16 protein-coding genes are annotated in these 19,321 nt (G+C 47.6%); 2 read left to right on the top strand and 14 right to left on the bottom strand.

Going from position 1 to position 19,321, the window contains the following annotated elements:
• Nucleotides 1-2: 2 nt before the first annotated feature.
• From gmk to MHB49_RS23785, 6 genes are all read right to left on the bottom strand, one after another.
• Nucleotides 3-575, bottom strand: coding sequence for a guanylate kinase (gene gmk / locus MHB49_RS23760; RefSeq protein WP_024631121.1), 573 nt, complete (start codon nucleotides 573-575; stop codon nucleotides 3-5).
• A 13-nt stretch (nucleotides 576-588) separates the two neighbouring features.
• On the bottom strand, nucleotides 589-849 hold the full coding sequence (gene remA / locus MHB49_RS23765) for an extracellular matrix/biofilm regulator RemA (RefSeq protein ID WP_006209218.1): 261 nt from the start codon (nucleotides 847-849) through the stop codon (nucleotides 589-591).
• 51 nt (nucleotides 850-900) lie between these two features.
• The gene (locus tag MHB49_RS23770) at nucleotides 901-1,800 is read right to left on the bottom strand and encodes a YicC/YloC family endoribonuclease (RefSeq protein ID WP_247898421.1); all 900 of its coding nucleotides are present in this window, start codon (nucleotides 1,798-1,800) and stop codon (nucleotides 901-903) included.
• 19 nt (nucleotides 1,801-1,819) lie between these two features.
• Complete coding sequence (locus tag MHB49_RS23775; RefSeq protein WP_405153237.1) at nucleotides 1,820-3,709, bottom strand: bifunctional homocysteine S-methyltransferase/methylenetetrahydrofolate reductase; 1,890 nt, start codon at nucleotides 3,707-3,709, stop codon at nucleotides 1,820-1,822.
• Nucleotides 3,710-3,874: 165 nt separating this feature from the next.
• The gene (gene dapF / locus MHB49_RS23780; protein WP_405153238.1) at nucleotides 3,875-4,708 is read right to left on the bottom strand and encodes a diaminopimelate epimerase; all 834 of its coding nucleotides are present in this window, start codon (nucleotides 4,706-4,708) and stop codon (nucleotides 3,875-3,877) included.
• A gap of 184 nt (nucleotides 4,709-4,892) precedes the next feature.
• Complete coding sequence (locus tag MHB49_RS23785; RefSeq protein WP_405153239.1) at nucleotides 4,893-7,757, bottom strand: calcium-translocating P-type ATPase, SERCA-type; 2,865 nt, start codon at nucleotides 7,755-7,757, stop codon at nucleotides 4,893-4,895.
• Nucleotides 7,758-8,073: 316 nt separating this feature from the next.
• Between MHB49_RS23785 and MHB49_RS23790 the strand changes: the two genes are divergently transcribed.
• Together MHB49_RS23790 and MHB49_RS23795 are read left to right on the top strand one after the other, a co-directional pair.
• On the top strand, nucleotides 8,074-9,840 hold the full coding sequence (locus tag MHB49_RS23790) for an NFACT family protein (protein ID WP_405153240.1): 1,767 nt from the start codon (nucleotides 8,074-8,076) through the stop codon (nucleotides 9,838-9,840).
• A gap of 188 nt (nucleotides 9,841-10,028) precedes the next feature.
• The gene (locus MHB49_RS23795) at nucleotides 10,029-10,475 is read left to right on the top strand and encodes a GNAT family N-acetyltransferase (protein WP_405153241.1); all 447 of its coding nucleotides are present in this window, start codon (nucleotides 10,029-10,031) and stop codon (nucleotides 10,473-10,475) included.
• A 157-nt stretch (nucleotides 10,476-10,632) separates the two neighbouring features.
• Here the strand turns inward: MHB49_RS23795 and MHB49_RS23800 are convergent, their stop codons facing one another.
• From MHB49_RS23800 to MHB49_RS23835, 8 genes are all read right to left on the bottom strand, one after another.
• Nucleotides 10,633-11,493 (bottom strand): PHP domain-containing protein, encoded by an 861-nt coding sequence (locus MHB49_RS23800; protein WP_405153242.1) that lies wholly within the window; start codon nucleotides 11,491-11,493, stop codon nucleotides 10,633-10,635.
• Nucleotides 11,494-11,558: 65 nt separating this feature from the next.
• On the bottom strand, nucleotides 11,559-12,479 hold the full coding sequence (locus MHB49_RS23805) for a selenium metabolism-associated LysR family transcriptional regulator (RefSeq protein WP_405153243.1): 921 nt from the start codon (nucleotides 12,477-12,479) through the stop codon (nucleotides 11,559-11,561).
• 131 nt (nucleotides 12,480-12,610) lie between these two features.
• Entirely contained in the window at nucleotides 12,611-13,048 is a 438-nt protein-coding gene (locus tag MHB49_RS23810) for a hypothetical protein (RefSeq protein ID WP_053784297.1), read from the bottom strand.
• Between the two features lie 218 nt (nucleotides 13,049-13,266).
• On the bottom strand, nucleotides 13,267-13,530 hold the full coding sequence (locus MHB49_RS23815) for a YlbG family protein (RefSeq protein WP_063565591.1): 264 nt from the start codon (nucleotides 13,528-13,530) through the stop codon (nucleotides 13,267-13,269).
• A gap of 80 nt (nucleotides 13,531-13,610) precedes the next feature.
• Nucleotides 13,611-14,048, bottom strand: a complete 438-nt coding sequence (locus MHB49_RS23820) for a YlbF family regulator (RefSeq protein WP_247898428.1) — start codon at nucleotides 14,046-14,048, stop codon at nucleotides 13,611-13,613.
• Between the two features lie 139 nt (nucleotides 14,049-14,187).
• Nucleotides 14,188-16,050: a helicase-associated domain-containing protein gene (locus MHB49_RS23825; protein WP_405153244.1), complete on the bottom strand. Its 1,863-nt coding sequence runs from the start codon at nucleotides 16,048-16,050 to the stop codon at nucleotides 14,188-14,190.
• Between the two features lie 49 nt (nucleotides 16,051-16,099).
• Nucleotides 16,100-17,776 (bottom strand): DNA repair helicase XPB, encoded by a 1,677-nt coding sequence (locus tag MHB49_RS23830; RefSeq protein ID WP_405153245.1) that lies wholly within the window; start codon nucleotides 17,774-17,776, stop codon nucleotides 16,100-16,102.
• Between the two features lie 209 nt (nucleotides 17,777-17,985).
• Nucleotides 17,986-19,155 (bottom strand): M20 family metallopeptidase, encoded by a 1,170-nt coding sequence (locus MHB49_RS23835; RefSeq protein WP_405153246.1) that lies wholly within the window; start codon nucleotides 19,153-19,155, stop codon nucleotides 17,986-17,988.
• Between the last annotated feature and the right edge of the window lie 166 nt (nucleotides 19,156-19,321).

Raw genomic sequence — 19,321 nt, forward strand, 5'->3', positions numbered from 1 at the left:
GATTATTTATTGATCTTACAATGTTCGGCGATAATGATGCTTTCTATTCGTTTACATGCCAAATCAATTTCATCATTAACAACAGCGTAATCGTACTGCTCCAGCAGACTGATCTCATCTACCGCGACGGACATCCGATGATCAATCGTTGCCTGACTTTCCGTACCACGGCCTTGAATGCGATCTTTAAGCTCGTCCAGTGAAGGAGGCAATAGAAATACAAAGATCCCTTCCGGGAACTTTTCTTTCACTTTTAACGCGCCTTGAACTTCAATCTCTAGAATGATGTCCCGACCTTCATTAATCGTTTTCTCCACAAAATCACGCGGTGTTCCATAATAATTCCCAACATACTCTGCATGTTCCAACAATTGATCTTCAGCAATCATATTCAGAAATTCTTCATGGCTTCTGAAAAAATAATTGACGCCGTGTTCCTCGCCCAGACGAGGCTGACGAGTCGTTGCCGATACGGAATAAATCAATTCCGGTACCCGTTTGCGCAAAGCGCTGCATACTGTCCCCTTCCCGACCCCAGATGGGCCGGACAACACTACCAGTAATCCCTTAGACATATTACACTCCATTTTATTCGTCGTTGTCATCATCTTTCGAAGAAAGACGATGGGCGACCGTTTCTGGCTGAACCGCAGACAGAATCACATGATCGCTATCCGTAATAATCACGGCGCGAGTACGTCTTCCGTACGTTGCGTCTATCAGCATATGACGATCTCTTGCCTCTTGTATAATCCTCTTGATCGGCGCCGATTCCGGACTCACGATGGATATAATCCGGTTCGCCGATACGATGTTACCGAATCCAATGTTAATGAGCTTGATTGCCATAATCAGGTTCTTCCCCCTATACATGCGACTCTTTTGCCGAAATATGACCGTTCATTCGATATTCGCCGCTTGCTCACGAATTTTCTCCAGTTCCGCCTTCATCTCGACAACACGGTTCACCAGAGCCAAATGGTTGGCTTTTGATCCAATCGTATTGACTTCCCTATTCATCTCCTGAATAAGAAAGTCCAACTTGCGGCCCACCGGCTCATCACTTTTCAGCAGTTCCCTGCTCTGTCCAAAGTGACTCAGTAGACGCGTAAGCTCTTCCTCTATGTTAGAACGATCGGCAAACATAGCAATTTCCATACCCAATTTATGCTCGTCAAAAGGGAAAGAGCCTTCTTCCTGCATTTCCGTAAGTCGTTGTCTTAACTTGTTGCGATGATCACTCACCACAGTCGGCGCAAGTGCAAGCATCTCGGTATGCAGTGATTCCAGACGACTGACCCGTCGTTCCAGATCACTGGCCAGATGAAGACCCTCGCGGGCGCGCATCTGCTCCAGACCTGACAAAGCCTCTTCCAACCCCTGTTGCAGGACACGCTCCCATTCGTCTTTCTGTTCTTCCGGAATCGAACTCGTCCCATCCGAGTGAACCATGACCTCAGGAAGTGTCAGCATATCCATAATGCTCGGTTTGCCCTGCATCCCATAACGGCTTTCCAACTGCTCTGCGGCCTGAAGATAGGCCCTGACCGCCTGCTCATTCAGAACAGCGGGAAGAGCCTGGTCCTCATCTTTTTCTTTCATTACATAAACATCAATCCGCCCACGTTTTAATCGGCTCTGTACCTTTTTCCTCAATCCATCTTCATAACACGTCCACTCTCTCGGGAGACGCATCATCACTTCGCAGTAACGATGATTGACAGACTTGATTTCCAATTGTACCTTGTAGCCTCCAAAATGAAAGGCGGATTGACCGTATCCGGTCATACTGAATGACATCGGCATCACATCCGTTACACTATTGTAATTGATTATTAGGGTTGAAACAAGTAGGACATTGATGCTCCGACTTCTCCCAGACATATTGGGTCAATTCGGCCGTCATACTATAGAACATAAATGGAGTCATCAAATAGATTCCTTTGAAGTGTTCTGTTGCTACATCCAGAAGCTCCTTAGCGATCTTGACACCCATTGCTCGACCTTCTTCTCCTTCGAGACCAGCCATCCGGGATCGCACTTCATCCGACAGCTGAATACCTGGAACCTCATTGTGCAGATACTCTGCATTTCGGCCGCTGGCAAGTGGCATAACCCCTACAAAAATTGGCACATCCAGGTGCTTGGTCGCTTCACTCATGGCTACGATTAATTCGGGATCGTAGACCGGCTGCGTCATAATATAATCGGCTCCTGAAGCAATCTTTTTCTCAAGACGCTGTACAGCCTTATCCAGATGTTTCACATTCGGGTTAAAAGCGGCACCGATCACAAAGCCTGCCTTCTGCTTGAGCGGTTTACCGGAGAAGGACACGCCGTCGTTTAACTGCTTGATCATACGTATAATTTCAAAAGAAGTCAGATCGTATACCGAGCTTGAACCAGGCAAGTCACCGAATCGTGCGGGGTCACCAGTTACAGCGAGTACATGATTAATGCCCAGAGCATCAAAGCCCATCATGTGAGACTGAGTTCCGATCAGATTTCGGTCACGACATGCAATATGCACCAATGGGCGCAATCCTGTACGATCCTGAACCAGATGGCCGAGAGCCATGTTGCTCATCCGGGTAACCGCAAGGGAATTATCAGCCAAGGTTAATGCATCTGCACCAGCCGCTTTCAATGTCTCGGCGCCTTTCATAAACTTTGCAATGTCGAGATCACGCGGTGGGTCAAGTTCGACGATGACTGTATGGCGCTGCTTGACCAAATCCACAATGGTGGGCTGCCCACCTCGTCCAGACCGTTCATCTACGTTCTCATGCAAGATAATACGCGGTTTCGACTCGGATGGATCAGGTTCCAGTATCGGAGCAGGTGTGTATTCAACAAGGGCTTGGGCAATTGCCGTGATATGATCAGGTGTCGTACCGCAGCAGCCTCCGATTATACGCGCGCCCAGTTCAGCGAATTGCACTGCGGTCTGTCCGAAGTATTCCGGGGACGCTCCATAACGGAACTGACCATCAACGTAATCCGCTGCACCCGCATTTGGGTAAACAGACATTGGAACACCGATACGGCCTGACACCGTTTCCATCGCCCGCATAATTCCGTTAGGACCGGAACGACAATTGAAACCAATAACGTCAGCTCCTTGCTCACGCATGATTCGAAAAGCTTCAGGCATCGTATATCCATCCAGTGTATGCCCTACATCCTCAACAGCGAACTGTCCGATTACGGGCAGATCACTCAGCTTGCGGGCCTGCAGAAGGGCGATGTCCATCTCCTCAATATCATAGAAGGTTTCGAGCAGAATGCCATCCACTCCTTCATCAAGCAGCGCAAAAATCTGTTGCTGATAAAAACGCTTCAATTCGCTTGTTGATACATTCGTCCGTTTTCCTCCACGAATGGAGCCAACCGCGCCCAGAACATAACCGTTTGCACCAGCTACTTCTTTGGCGATACGTACACCGGCACGGTTGACATCCTCCACCTTGGACTCCAGACCAAACTTGGACAACTTATCATAATTGGCAGAGTACGTATTGGTTTCGTGGATTTCCGTACCCGCATCCCGATAACGACGATGCACATCTGCCACCACTTCAGGTGAAATCAAATTCAACTCTTCATAAGAAATCCCTACCGGGAATCCCATCTGATACAGGAATGTTCCCATCGCCCCATCCCCTATGAGGACCCGTTCCTGCATTGCACTGCGTAAATCCGCCTTCATCCCATTTCCCCCCGCCTGACTGATCATTTCATACTAATGTAACACAAAAAACATCTGAAAAACGAAGAAAAATGAAATTCAGTCTTTAAAACCATCTGAACAAGTAGGAATTCATATTCCTGCAAAAAAAAGAGGCCCTCAGGCCTCCTTATTTAAACGCATTCTTTACGAAATGACTCCTTTGAAAACAACTTCAGCAGGCCCGGTCATGTACACGTGATTGTCGGCTTCACTCCACTCAATATGAAGATCGCCGCCCTTGAGGCTAATCACTGCAGTTCGATCCGTATGTCCGTTCAGAACGGATGATACCAGCGTTGCGCAAGCTCCGGTTCCACAAGCGAGTGTCGGCCCAGCACCGCGTTCCCACACACGCATGTCCACATAGCCGCGATCGCGAACCGTTGCGAACTCTACATTGATTTTTTTCGGGAACATGGGATGAACCTCAAGAAGTGGCCCCCAAGTCGAAAGATCGAAATTCACAGCATCATCCACATAGATGACTGCATGGGGATTACCCATGGAGACTGCTGTAAATTTAAACTCCTGTCCGTTTGCTTCAATGGAATGATCCACCACCGGATTGGCATCAACAGTGGTTGGAACTTGAAGTCCATTCAGGATGGGCTCCCCCATGTCCACACGAACGGTTTCCACTTTGCCATCACGAATGTTCAAGCTTACGGGTTGTACACCCGCACCGATGGTTTCAATCGTAATCTGTTCTTGAGTCACATGACCGTGATCATATACGTATTTGGATACACAGCGAATGGCATTGCCGCATTGCTCTGCTTCCGAACCGTCAGAATTCATAATGCGCATCTGAAAATCCGCCTTCTCCGAAGGCAGTATATAAACCAGGCCATCCGCGCCGATGCCGAAGAAACGGTTGCACCATTTTACAGCCAATTCTGCTGCATCAGCCGGAAGCTGTTGTTCTCCAAACACAACAATAAAATCGTTGCCGAGTCCATGCATTTTTGTAAATTCCATAACCTTGCCCACTCCTTTTGGCAGTCTGCTGCCAAAGCGTTATTCTTGCTCTTATACAGGATACCCCCGGACAATTCATATCCAACATTCCCAATAAAAAAGCTATCCTGCAAAATGCCGAGGGATCTGCCTCGAATCATTTTGAGGATAGCATAACGAAAACGATAAACAATTGCTATTGATTTTATGCCGAAAACTTTGTACTTTTCGGTACGAAGCGTCCAGGCCCCATCCGCCGACGGTTACGACGACCTCCCCACACGCTGCCAATTCCCATGAGGAAGGTTGGAATACCTGCGGCAACGATGGAAATGGCCCATTCGCGCATACCCAGTGGTACAGTTTTGAAGATAGGCTGCAGCGGCTCTACATACATGACCGCCAGCATCAGCACGATGGATGAAATGACTGCAAACACCAGATACTTGTTCTGCAATGGGTTCCGGTGGAATATGGAGCGGGAACTACGGCAATCAAATACATGAATGAGCTGTGCCAAAACGAGAGTAGCAAAGGCCACAGACTGGGCTTTAATGAGCTGACCTGGTTGATCAGGCGCGGCCTGCAGGGTAAGCCAAAACGCCCCGAGTGTACAAAGTCCGATCAATACACCCCGACTGACAATTTTCCAGCCCAGTCGTCTCGCAAAAATATTTTCTTTGGAGCCACGAGGCTTGTGTTCCATCAGATCTTTTTCCGGCTGGTCCACACCGAGCGCCATCGCTGGCAATCCATCCGTCACCAGGTTGACCCACAGAATCTGGATCGGCACGAGCGGTAAGGGCAATCCCATCATCATCGCGAAAAACATCGTTAGAATCTCGCCTACATTGGATGCCAGCAAATATCGGATAAACTTGCGGATATTTTCATAGATGTTACGCCCCTCTTCAATGGCAGCCACTATAGTAGAAAAATTATCGTCACTCAGGATTAACGCCGATGCTTCTTTTGTCACATCCGTGCCTGTGATTCCCATCGCAATCCCGATATCTGCTGCTTTAATAGCCGGCGCATCGTTCACGCCATCTCCAGTCATCGCTACGACATGACCTTTGCGCTGTAATGATTTTACAATACGCAGTTTGTGCTCAGGGGATACTCGTGAGAACACGTAAATGCCCTCCACCTGTTTATCCAGTTGCTCGTCCGTCATGCCCGCCAATTGTTGGCCGCTAAGTGAGGTCCCGCCTCGTGGAAGGATACCTAACTGGTGAGCGATAGCATCTGCAGTCGTGCCATGATCTCCAGTAATCATAACCGTACGTATGCCTGCTCTGCGACAAGTCGCAATCGCATCCCGTACCTCACGCCGTGGTGGATCAATCATGCCTGCAAGCCCAACAAAGACGAGTTGGCTCTCAGCAGCATGTTCATTTTCTACCTTTTCATTTGGCCGCACATCACGATAAGCCATTCCGAGTACCCGCAGCGCAGCCCCAGCCATGCTCTCGTTCGCCGCCATGACTTTCTGCCGCAGCGTTCCTGTGAAAGGTACGACATTGCCCTCCCACAAAATGTAGCTGCATTGCCCAATGAGCACATCCGGTGCACCTTTGGTGCAGATCATGCGCCCACCCTGATGATGAACCAGCACAGACATCCGCTTCCGATCAGAGTCGAAAGGAAATTCCTGCTCACGTGCATATAACTCCTTGAGACCAGTGGGGGTAAGCCCCATTTTGGAGGCCAGTGTTACGAGTGCGCCTTCCGTAGGATCGCCTTTCAGCTCCCATACCACGCTGTCTTCCTTGACGGTTTCATTAACATGATCTTTCTTTGTACCTTTCTTCGCTTCTTTCTTACTATCCTTATTGGTGTCTTTGCCTTTCTTTTTATTCCGCATCTCATCTGCAACACTCTCGATAATACTGGCATTGTTACAAAGTGCGCTGATCTGAAGCATTCTCCGCAATGTCTGGTCACTCTTCAGTTCCAAGGTACGGCCATTCTCCAGCATCTGCCCTTCTGGTGCATATCCATCCCCCGTGACCTTGATGCTGCGTCCCTCCAGCCACACGTCGGTAACCGTCATCTTGTTCTGGGTCAACGTACCCGTTTTATCCGAACAGATGACCGAGGCACAACCAAGGGTTTCCACGGAGGGAAGTTTGCGCACAATCGCTTTTCGCTTGATCATACGCTGTACGCCCAGGGCTAGCGCAATCGTTACAATCGCTGGCAACCCTTCTGGTATGGCGGCCACTGCGAGGCTGACCCCTGCCAGAAACATGCCTACTGCCGGTTGTCCATGCAGAATACCTGCAACAACAACCATGACGGTTAATCCGAGCGCTACAAAAATCAATATTTTACCCAGCTGTTCCAGCCTGTGTTGCAGCGGCGTTTCCTGTTCCTCCGTATTCTGGATCAGATCAGCAATTTTGCCCATCTCCGTATCCATGCCCGTCCGGATCACAACACCCTTGGCCGTACCGCGAGTGACCATCGTCCCCATGAATCCAATGTTTTTCTGATCTCCTAGCGGTACGTCATCCGCAGCTATGGGATGGCAATGTTTGCTTACAGGAACGGATTCCCCAGTAAGTGCAGATTCCTCTACATCAAGGCTGTTCGTGGACAGCCAGCGCACATCGGCAGGTATGCGATCGCCGCTTTCCACAAGCACAATATCCCCTGGCACCAGAAGTTTGGCTGCAAGATGAACTTCCTGACCCGACCTTAGCACTTTGGCCAATGGGGCCGACAATTGTTTCAATGCACGAAGGGAACGCTCCGCCCGGAATTCCTGTACAAAACCAAGAATGGCATTAAGGACGATGATGGCAACAATCGTTACAGCATCCAAGTATTCTCCAAGCAATCCGGACACCAGTGTGGCCCCCATCAACACCAAGACCATGAAATCCTTAAATTGATTCAGCAATAAAGTGATTGGAGATATGCGCTTTCCTTCGCTCAGCTCATTCGAACCGGCAGCCTTCCTCTTTTCTGTTGCAGTCTCTTCGGTTAATCCTTCCTCAAGACTGACGCCAAGAGTGTTACGAAGCTCTTCAACGCTTAGTTGGTGCCACTTGGTATGTTCCATGCTTCAAAATTCCCTCCCAGTCTGTATTTCCTCTGTAAAACGTCACACATACTACACCGGCTATGCTAATCAACAGGTTGTACGCGATGCCGGACAAACTACCTGCTCTATATGTATTCGGACAGGACCCTAATTAGCACCCGATGGCGAATCCTTTCCCTGATGGGCAGAATAAGCTAAAATAAAGGTCTGTGGTTATATCCGCAGTGGCAACCCGATTTTTGGCTATACAAAACAAATACGAATCTGCAACGGGTTCTTTTTTTACATATCCCGGTGTTCATTTCAGTTATAGATAGAGAGGACGTTGAAAAAAATGGCATTGGACGGCATCGTAACACGAGCGATCGTACATGAACTGCAAGGCTGCAAAGGTGGACGCATCAGCAAAATACATCAACCTAACGGCCATGATGTTGTACTGACCCTCCGTGCTCAGCGCGGAAACAGCAAATTGCTTATTTCGGCCAGCCCGACATATCCGCGTGTGCATTTTACCGAAAAAACGTTTGTTAACCCCACTGAAGCTCCGATGTTCTGCATGCTGCTGCGCAAGCACTGCGAGGGTGCAATCATCGAGGAGATTCGCCAGATTGGCATGGAGCGGATTATTCATATCGACGTGCGTCAGCGCGATGAACTGGGTGATGTTTCCGTCAAACGGATCATTATTGAACTGATGGGGCGTCACAGTAATATTGTTTTGGTGGATCCTATAACGGGAACAATTCTGGATGGGATTCATCACGTAACCCCGTCCATCAGCAGTTACCGGGTCATTATGCCTGGATTTTCGTATACCGAGCCACCAGAGCAGCATAAAAGCAATCCGCTTGAAATAAACAGCACTGAATTTGAAAATAGCTACTCTGCTTCAGAAGAAGAGGCCGCACGCTGGCTGGTGAATTCATTCAGTGGTCTTAGTCCTCTGATTGCAGGAGAGATTACCTCTCGGGTATCTGCCAATCAAGGTGACGATCATGCTGCAAGCAAAGGTGATGCTCGAATCGAAGCCGATGCACTATGGACTGCTTTTGAGTCCGTCATGGGGCCAGTAAGAGATAATACTTATACTCCTGTGACAGGGCTGAATGGCAAAGGCAAGATGATTTTCTCGGCCGTTCAGCTTCAGAGCATTCAGGACGCAGAGAAAACCTATGACACGATGAGCAAATGTATGGAGGATTATTACGGAGACAAGGCTGAGCGGGATACGGTCAAGCAAAGAGTCAGTGATCTGCTGCGTTTTCTGCAAAATGAGCGCAGCAAAAACATTAAAAAGCTGGACAACCTGAACAAGGATCTGCTGGAAGCCGACGATGCGGACAAATTCAGGTTATGGGGAGAACTGCTGTTTGCCTCTCTGCACCAGGTTAATAAAGGGGACAAAAGTGTGGAGCTTGTGAACTTCTATGATGAAGATCAAGCCAACATCACCATTCAGCTTGACCCATTGCTTACACCGTCTGACAACGCACAACGTTATTTCAAACGATATAACAAATATAAGAACAGTTTGGCTGTTATCCACGAGCAGCTTGGAAAAACGAAAGATGAGATCGACTATCTGGACAATCTGCTCCAGCAGCTGTCTATCGCATCCATGAATGACATCGAAGAAATTCGCGAAGAGCTTGTGCAGCAGGGTTATCTTCGTGACCGCAACAAAAAAGGCAAAAAAAAGAAGAAAAACGACCGCCCTACCGTGCATCAGTTTACTTCATCGGAGGGAATTGAACTTCTCGTAGGCAAAAACAACCTGCAAAATGAGTACGTCACCAACCGTCTGGCTTCTTCCAATGACACTTGGTTGCATACTAAAGACATTCCGGGTTCACATGTCGTCATTCGCAGCACAGATTTTGGCGAAGCAACGCTGGAGGAAGCTGCACAACTCGCGGCATATTTCAGTCAGGCCAAAGAATCCAGCAGCGTGCCGGTGGACTACACCTTTATCCGACATGTGCGCAAGCCCAGCGGCTCCAAACCAGGCTTTGTCATTTATGACCACCAGAAGACCCTGTTTGTGACGCCGAACGAAGAGTTGATTAAAAGTTTGCCTTCTACGATCAAAAACGGATAAAATGCTTGCTATTCATTCTTGATAGGCAGAAGAAAATCCCCCGAGACACTGTTCGGGGGATTTTTCTTTGTTGTCAATTAAATATGGGCGTCATGCTGTTGATTCATTATTTATTTTGAATATTAATTCATTTTAATGTATAATAATTCAATCATGAATCTATAAATACATTTCTAAGGATGTGTCCCATGACGCTAAATATCAGACCAACTCAGCCTAATGATATACTGCCGCTGAGTGCATTAATGCACGAGTATATCGTCGGCTTTTATAACAATCCCTGGCCTGGTGATCAGGCAATCGAGCTTTTGTTCAAAAACCTGCTTGATCAGCAGATCGGTGTTCAATTCGTTGCAGAGCAGGATGATGAACTCATCGGATTCGCTACACTCTATTTTACCTACAGCACGATGAGGGCAAACCGCGTTGCCATCATGAATGACTTGTTTGTGACGGAAGCTTGGAGAGAAGGAGAAGCTGAGACCAGACTGTTTGAACATTGCCAACAGTATACACGGGAACACGGATGTGCTTACATGTCTTGGATCACCGCAGCAACCAACGAGCGGGCACAGCAATTATTTGAACGCCTTGGAGCTGCTCGTGGCACATGGGTGAATTATTCCATTACCTAGCCAATAATAGGCAATCAAAAAGGACATAGAGACATGGCTAGCGACTAACACTCACCCCATCTCTATGTCCTTTCTTTTTTTCATATTTAATTTTAGCACGATGACATCCGATCCCTTATACCCCCGTCTCATACAACGTATGAAGAGAGTTTCCGAATCAAGACTTCCCGGCGGCAGCCCGGAGTTTACCGAGTACATCAACGGTAACGGTTTTGCTGCCCAGATCCCCGTGGAATACTACCCCTTGTCTTACACCATGGTAATCGGAACCACCTGTTTGAATTAGTCCAAACTCCCGTGCCAACTCGGCATATCTGCGCTCTTCTTCCGGTCCATGATCCGAATGAACCACTTCAATCCCGTCAGGATGAGCGTCCATCAAAATGCGACGAACCAATTCATCATCTCCGTATAAACCAGGATGGGCAATTACAACAGCACCGCCCGCATCTTTAATCCACTTGCATGCATCTTCCGGTGCAACGCTGGGAACCGAGACAAAGCCTGGTTGGCCTTCAGCGAGATAACGATTGAACGCATCCCTCATATCAGCAGCATATCCTTTTCGTACCAACACATCGGCCATATGAGGTCTGCCGATACTTTCATCTGGTTCCAGCGGTCGGCCAAGACCATCAATGACTTCCTGCCAGCTGATTTCAAGTCCTAGCTCCTGCAGCTTGGCAATGATCAAATGATTTCGTTCTTCCCTCGCTTCCCGAAGTCCGCGCAGTCGATCCAGAAATTGCTCATCTTCTGTATTCACATAATAACCAAGCACATGAATATCCTTGCCGCCTGCGCGGGTGCTGATCTCTACTCCTGCCACAACGTCAATCCCATATTCACGGCCAGCCTGCTGTGCCTCGGCTACACCCGCCACGGTATCGTGATCCGTCAGCGCAACCGCAGACAGTCCTCTTTGTTTGGCAAGCTTCACATTCTCGGCAGGCGGCTGCATTCCGTCCGACGCTTGGCTATGGGTATGAAGGTCACACCGTCCGTTCAATTGATGCATGCACAACAGCTCCTTTTTTATATCGAGTGGTTATCAGAATGGATTTAAAAATGAATATGAGCCTCTTATTCCGCCCGTTGTTCTTCTGATGTTGTCTGCTCCTGCTGACGCAAATAATTCAGGAAAGCGACTGCCGACAAGGGCAGCAATGAAGATTTCAGATGTATGGCGTAGAACTGTCGTTTGAACTCAAGCCCACGAATATCCACGATATGAACCAGTCCAAGGGCCAGTTCATGCTGAACCGACGAAGGGGAAACCATCGTGATACCCACACCGGCTTCCACCGCGGATTTCACAGCACCTGTACTGCCAAGTTCCATTACCACATTCATATCCTGTGGATCTATATTTCTCTTTTGCAGCTGATCTTCCATCACCTGACGGGTACCCGAGCCTTTCTCCCGCAACACAAATGCGTAGTTTAGCACATCTTCCAGTTCTACTTCCCCATGATCTGCCAAGGCATGTCCTGCTGGAACAACCAGCTTCAATTCATCCTGCATGACCGGTTCTACAATCATATCCGGGTGATGTACTGGCGCTTCAATCAGGCCAAAGTTAAGCTGATGTTTCAAAATATCGTCCATAATTTGCGTAGTATTCATCACTTTCATGACGATCGAGATATCCGGGTATTGGCGTGCAAAAGGACCCAGCATCCGCGGCAGCACATACTCACCTATCGTCAAACTTGCCCCGAGCTGCAATCTCCCTTGCAGCATCTGTGTAAATGCGGACATCGCCTCATCTGTCTGTCTGACCAACTCAACACTGCGTTTGGCGTGAGGCAGTAATGTCCGGCCGGCCTCGGATAATTCTATTTTCTTGGTGGAACGATGCAGCAGCTTGGTCCCAAAATAATCCTCAAGTGACTGAATCTGCATCGTCACCGCAGGTTGTGTCATATGTAATGCTTGCGCAGCCGCTGAAAAGCTTCCCTTCTCTGCTACGGTATAAAAAATATGCAATTGATGAAAATTCATATCTTCGCCCCTCTTCTGTACGCTTTCCCCATTGTAGCCGATTTCGTGAATTCCAACAAAAAAAGCATGCAGCTTGTCTGCATGCGAGGTAACCTGAATATATCAATACGAAAATATGGATTATTCCAAACTTACTTATGCTTGCGACTGTTCTTAACCAAAGTCATTCGTCTTGAATGTCTTAGCCAAGAATAATACGATTTTAAATCCCGCAGTTCAATCGTCTCGGACATCTTCCCCAGAAATGTAACTACAATCATCTTATGAAGCGGATTGCCAGCAATATCATATTCCCCTTCAAGTTCGGAAAATTCAGCAACCACGACCAGATCTTCGTCGATCAGGTATACATCCTGCTCATTACGGTAGTATGGTGTAATGCGGTCCTGTTTCAGACACTCCCATAACCATGCCGCAATATGGTCATCATCATTACGTGCCGGCTCAATACGGTCTGCATACCGCATCTTGGCATGATGGGTAATGACGATGTCGGCCACTTTTTTGTCTCCAAGAGCCACGAAAAAAGGCTCGTACGTGCTCCAACGTTGCATCACCTTATCACGCATGGGAATCACTCTCCACCAGATAGGACTTTCTATCTATTTATTTACCCAATATATTACAACATAAGTCCCGCAACCTCAAGGCGTAAGTTTCAGATTTTTCACGAAATCCAATTTACGCGCATAATTCAATAAAAGAGCGGCCCCGAAGAGCCCCTCTGGTTAATCGTTTCGAAATGTTCAGTGGCAACAAGTTTACTGTCCATTCCCAAACCGTTTTGTTATATCCCGTAAAAACTCGTCTTGTCCATTGTTTTGCTAGCATACTCTGTTTTGATCTCATTCCGGTAGGAACGTTCAACCTTGCGCACATAGGAAAGTCTGTTCACATTTTTCATCGTATCCTCAGCCCGCTCTGCATTAACATACATGACAACATAATGCATACGGCGGGAGATGTAATGAACGGTACCATACTTTTCGAGATTACGAGCTGCTTTCAAATCACTGACCCAAATAATGAATCCTGTCCTTTCCGCAAACATCATTTTCCCCGCCTTTCTATAGTGGAGACCGGAGCCTCGGAAAGGTCCGGTCTGTCATAATTTATATCCTTATCAACTCTTTAGCTACAACCGCACTTGCCTCCGCTACCGCAGCCGCCCTTCGGATTCGGATCATTGCTCGGTACCTTGATGGTCGTTGACACGGCGAATGCAATCGTCTCCGACATCTGGAACAACATATCGTCCAATGCCTTTTCCGCCTGTTTGAAGCGGGCTACCGCCTCAAAACGTTCCAACTCCAGCTCCAGCGCCTTAACCTGATCTTTGGCCGCATGATAGTCCGGGTGAAAATGTCCGAAACGCTGTGTTTCTTCAAATAGTTCCTTTTTGGCGTCCAGCTTGCGTATTCCTGCCTGAATTTCAGGGCTCGTCTCCACTTGCTGCTTCCAATATAAATAATCCGATACTTCGGCTGATTGGTTAATCATGTCGCCCAGTTCATATGCGCCCGTTAACACTTGGGCCATATCGACCGTGTTCATTTCCGCTACGCTCATGAAATTCATCCTATCTATATATAAAGTTCTACTTAACGTAGACTACTTCATCATATCATATCCCCGAAAAGTTAAGAAGAGTTTTTCCTGCAAATAGAAATAGAGAACATGGGATCTGCTTTGACAACGGTGATCAAGTTTATGCATGGTCCGGAATAATCAGGCGGATTTGTTTCCATTCGTTAGGGGAAAAAGAACAGCATACTGCGGAATCTGTACCACCGTCGGATATGGACCAGCCCGTTAATGTCCAATCTTCATGACCGTGAATTTGATCAGGGATCACATAAACGGTCGTGCTGCCCAGCTTCAGACCCAGTTTTGTCTGCCATTCAATGGCTTTGGCAGCAATCTGGCGAGCTGTTGACACATGATACCCCCGCCACTCGTTATGCCACATCTCCGGGATCTCTCCGTAGCCTGGAAACAGAGCCGAGTGCTCTGTAATGGTATGCTCCTGTTCATACGTGTGAAGATTGGAATCAATTTGAATGAGCCCTGCTCTTCCACGAATATAAAAGGGTTCCTTTTGCACCTCAATTCTGCCATTAAACTCCTCTGTTCCAACTATGGCCCCATCTGCCACGGCATATATCCATGCGTCCCTTATTTTGACTTTATCCATTGTTTCGTTCTGATTAACATCCTGCCCAGCGGTCAGGTTAAGTCCGTCTGCCTCCTGCCCCCACTGCCGGATGGCTGGCTCCACATGTTCAGGCACTCCTGAGGCAGCATACCGTCCAAGAAATTTTATCATTTTATCCGCTGTAAAGCCGATGTCTGTTGCAACAATGATTCGTTCTTTGGTTATCCGGTATATGGACATTCGATCACGACTCACAAGCTCAGCACCCAGTTCAAGATTCCAGCGGACTTGTGGAGTTACATCTGGCGGAACCATAATTTCAAAGTCAGGCTGAACAAAAATTGTATTCTGTTCCGGATTTTCTGCCTGGTCATTCGTAAAGTTCAATAAATTTTCAGGGGCAATCTGCCATCGGTATAACAGCTCTCCAGCAGCCGATTCACCTAGCTCCCCATATCCCAAGCCTACGAGCATATGGAGCCATCCCCGGATATGTGCTGAGAAGGTGGATCCTGAAGTACTTCCACGCCCCCCACTTTTATTTGCATTTTCCAGTCCATCGTTGTTTAAAATGCCTGGCGTAATACTCAACCATTCATTTACCCGTGAAGCAAACATCAACAACTGATGACGAAAATGCTGATGTAGAGGCTCTGCTACACCATATCGGTCCATACATACACTAAAAATTTCTCGATGCATTGAAGACCATGACAATGTTAACCAATATCGAAGTCGGTCAGGCGACACATGCATCCGATTATGCACCTTTTCAATTAGACCCAGACTGAGCAGCAAATCAATAACAAGGGCCACATGGACTGGGTACACATCTGCATGATCGTAACTAATATCCAGTTCCGCAAAGTCTTCAGGACTCAAAACCGTCATCCGGCTTAATCGCTGCACCAATTTCTTGTGAATAGTCCCCTTACTTGTTAATAAAAGCCCCCCTTGATCTCGACCTTCTCTTACCACCCAAGCCAATATATGAAGAAGCTCTGCAGCAATGTCCGGCTTGGCCTCTCGAACAATCTTCACTTTCTGGACTTCATAACTGGATATGGGCTTATCTTGTGTCATTTCATCTTGGAATACATGCACCTTCTGTTGTGCGAACATACCCACCCGTGCTGCATAAGCAATGGTTAACAAAGAAAATAGTGATTCTGGTATGTAATATAGGTTTTCGCCCCAAGACTTGCGCACAGCTTTGATCCACCCTTTATTCCTGAGTGCTATAAACGCCGTCATTGCTTCAGCGCGGCTAAGACCATCCACAGCCCACTCTGCAGATGTCAGCATGTTGGAAAAGGGTTGTCCGGCATATTTGTAGAAAAACACACCAAGTACGGTTCTTTCAACGCTTGAAAGCTCTTTTAATGAATTCACATCCAGATCACCTTGTGTATGCATTGCTTATCATGCCTTTCCCCTTATTTTAAGCAGAGATGTAAACAGATTTTCATTGCAATTCATGAACAATTTTGTACTCGTATCCTTGTTCGACCAGAAACATCTGACGACGTAATGCAAACTCCTGTTCCTTACTGTCCTCGGATACTAGGGCATAGAAATAAGCTTTATTCTCTCCGGACTTCGGTCTTAGAATGCGACCCAATCGCTGGGCTTCTTCCTGCCTTGAACCGAAACTTCCGGATATTTCAAGTGCGACAGCAGCATCCGGCAAATCTACGGCAAAATTAGCAACCTTGGATACTACAATCGTTTTGATCTCGCCTCGCCGGAACGCTTCAAACCATTTCACTCGCTCTTGCTGGGACATCGTGCCTGATATGAGCGGCGCTTCAATTTCCCGGGCAATGCTCTCAAGCTGATCCAGATACTGTCCGATGACAAGTGCTGGCATCCCTTCATGATGCCCCAAAATCCGTCTGATCACGGCCAATTTGGCCGGATTTTCAGCCGCAAGACGAAACTGATGTTTCACCTCCGCTTCCAAATAGTTTGATCGAAGTTCGGGAGTGAACGGAACACGTATTTCCTGGCACTGAACATTCGCAATCCAGCCTTGCTGCTCCAACTCTTTCCAGGGCATGTCATATAGCTTTGGACCAATTAGCGAAAATACATCCTGTTCACAGCCATCCTCACGCACCAATGTTGCTGTCAATCCCAGTCTTCTCGTAGCCTGGATATCTGCAGTGGCCCGAAATACAGGTGCTGGCAGGAGATGAACCTCATCATAAATGATGAGTCCCCACTGACGTTCACTGAGCAATTTAATGTGAGTAAAATCAGCATCTTTCGACTTTCGATGTGTAAGAATCTGATAAGTTGCCACAGTCACAGGTTTCACCTGTTTTTTCTGACCGGAATACTCACCAATCTGTTCACTCGTTATCGTTGTTTTGTCCTGTAATTCCTGAATCCATTGCCGCACGGATGTGGTGTTCGAGGTCAAGATAAGACATTCACATTGCAGACGTTCCAATACAGCCATCCCAATAACCGTTTTGCCTGCACCACAGGGAAGAACAAGCAGACCACTGCCTCCCATGCCTTCGCTGCCTTCAAAAGCATCCACAGCCTCCTGCTGGTATGGGCGCAGCCTGAAGCCTTCCCTACTTTCGCCGGGAGTCTCTGCTCGCCATTCAAACGGAAGACGGGTTCCATTTCTGTATCCCGCATAATCCAGCACCGGATAACCCAAACGGGTCAATTCGCGCTTCAGTAATCCGCGCTGCTCACCTCCAAGCATGAGTTCATGAGGATCTACACGTTCCATCCGAAAAGCCGAGATGGTCTTCATACTGCTTAGTTCATCCAGCAATCGTTCATCTTCACTGACGAGACGCATTTTCCCGTGATCTGTCTCTGGCTGCAATTTCAGCTTTCCATATTGATCCATAATCCTCTGGATATCTTGAATCAGGGCGGAAGGAACATTCCAACGAGACACTGATTCCAAACTTGCTATCACTTGATCAGCACTCCATCCGAGTGCAGCCGCATTCCACAACGATAATGCAGTGATGCGATATGTATGAAAAGCCGCAGGTGTCTTCACCAGTTCTGCATACATTCCCAGTTGAGCTCTTGCATGATCAAATCCGGGATGGCCCACTTCAAGCAATACGGTAAAATCACGCTGAACAATACAGGCGTCCGTTTTTTCCATTTCGCTACCTCCCTAACTTTGAAAATTGATCTATCTGTTCTTTCGGGTAACAGGCATCACAAAAAGTCCAGTTTCGGGGTCTTCCGAAATTGAACCTGTATCGTACAACAGTTCGATCTTAACTCAAGCTTTATTACGGTCCCTACAAAATGCAAAAAAAGCATCCTATTCATACCTTGGTATGAATAGGATGCCCAACTATACTCAAATCATTCGGCTGTATATCCCTTAGCCATTGCGATAAATAGTTTTACAGCATGTTGCATGGCATCCTCATCAAAGTCAAACTTGGGATGATGATGCGGATAGATTGCATTTTTCTCCGGGTTGCCTGCTCCGACAAACATAAAGCAGCCAGGAATCTTCTGCAGGTAATAAGCAAAATCTTCAGCCGGCATCAGCATCGGTGATTTCTGTACATGGTCTGCGCCAAATACATCTACCGCTTCCTTGAAGAACCGTGCCGTTTCCTGCTCATCATTCACGACAGGAGGATATCCCATAATATAGTTCAACTTCGTCTCGGCACCATAGATCTCTCCGGTCTGAGCCACAATCGTATGCACACGTTCCTTCATGATACTGCGTGTCTCTTCATCGAAGGTTCTCACCGTACCCGTCATTTTGCATAACTCGGCGATGATATTCTGTGCTGACCCCGCCTGCATCGTGCCAATCGTCAATACTGCGGGACGCAAAGGGTCCACTGAACGACTGACAACCGTCTGCAATTGCATTACAAGAGCGGAGCCGGCTACCAGGCTGTCCACTGTGGATTGCGGCATGCCGCCATGTCCACCTTTTCCTTTGATCTCAATATAAAAGTCATCTGCCGCAGCCATCATCGGCCCCGGGGTACTTGCTGCCACGCCTACAGGAAGTGGGGTCCATAGATGAATACCATAGATGACATCTACCCCTTCCAGTCCGCCGTCTGCAATGACCTTGAGCGCCCCACCTGGAAGCAATTCTTCTGCAGGTTGGAACAAAAAGCGAATCTCACCCTTGATCTCGTGTTTATGGCGACTGAAATACAGTGCCGTGCCCAGCAAAATGGATATGTGACCATCATGACCACAGGCATGCATGGCTCCTGCTTGTTGTGACGCATATTCAACGTCCTTCTCATCCTGGATCGGAAGTGCATCCATATCTGCACGAAGCATAACGACAGGTCCGGGCTTGTCCCCACGAAGGATACCTATAACCCCGTGTCCGCCAACGTGTCGTCTCACTTCAACGCCAAAGCTCTCCAGCATACCCGCTACAAAAGAGGATGTCTTCTCCTCATGAAAGGAAACCTCAGGATTCCGATGAAGATGACGACGCCATTCTACCATGTGGATTTGCAGGTCATTCCACCATATATTATTTGTCATGTCTCTCCATCCTTTCGCTCTCTATACGGGACTTTCATCAAGCCCGAACCTTCCTCTTGAAACCTATTGCTGTATATTGTAGCAGAATTGGAAGAAAACCGATACGAATGACCGCTTGAAAGCTTGCACGGGAAGGGGAAACATACTATCATAAACTAGAGAAAAG

Source organism: Paenibacillus sp. FSL K6-0108, from assembly GCF_045040695.1.
Classification (GTDB): domain Bacteria; phylum Bacillota; class Bacilli; order Paenibacillales; family Paenibacillaceae; genus Paenibacillus; species Paenibacillus pabuli_B.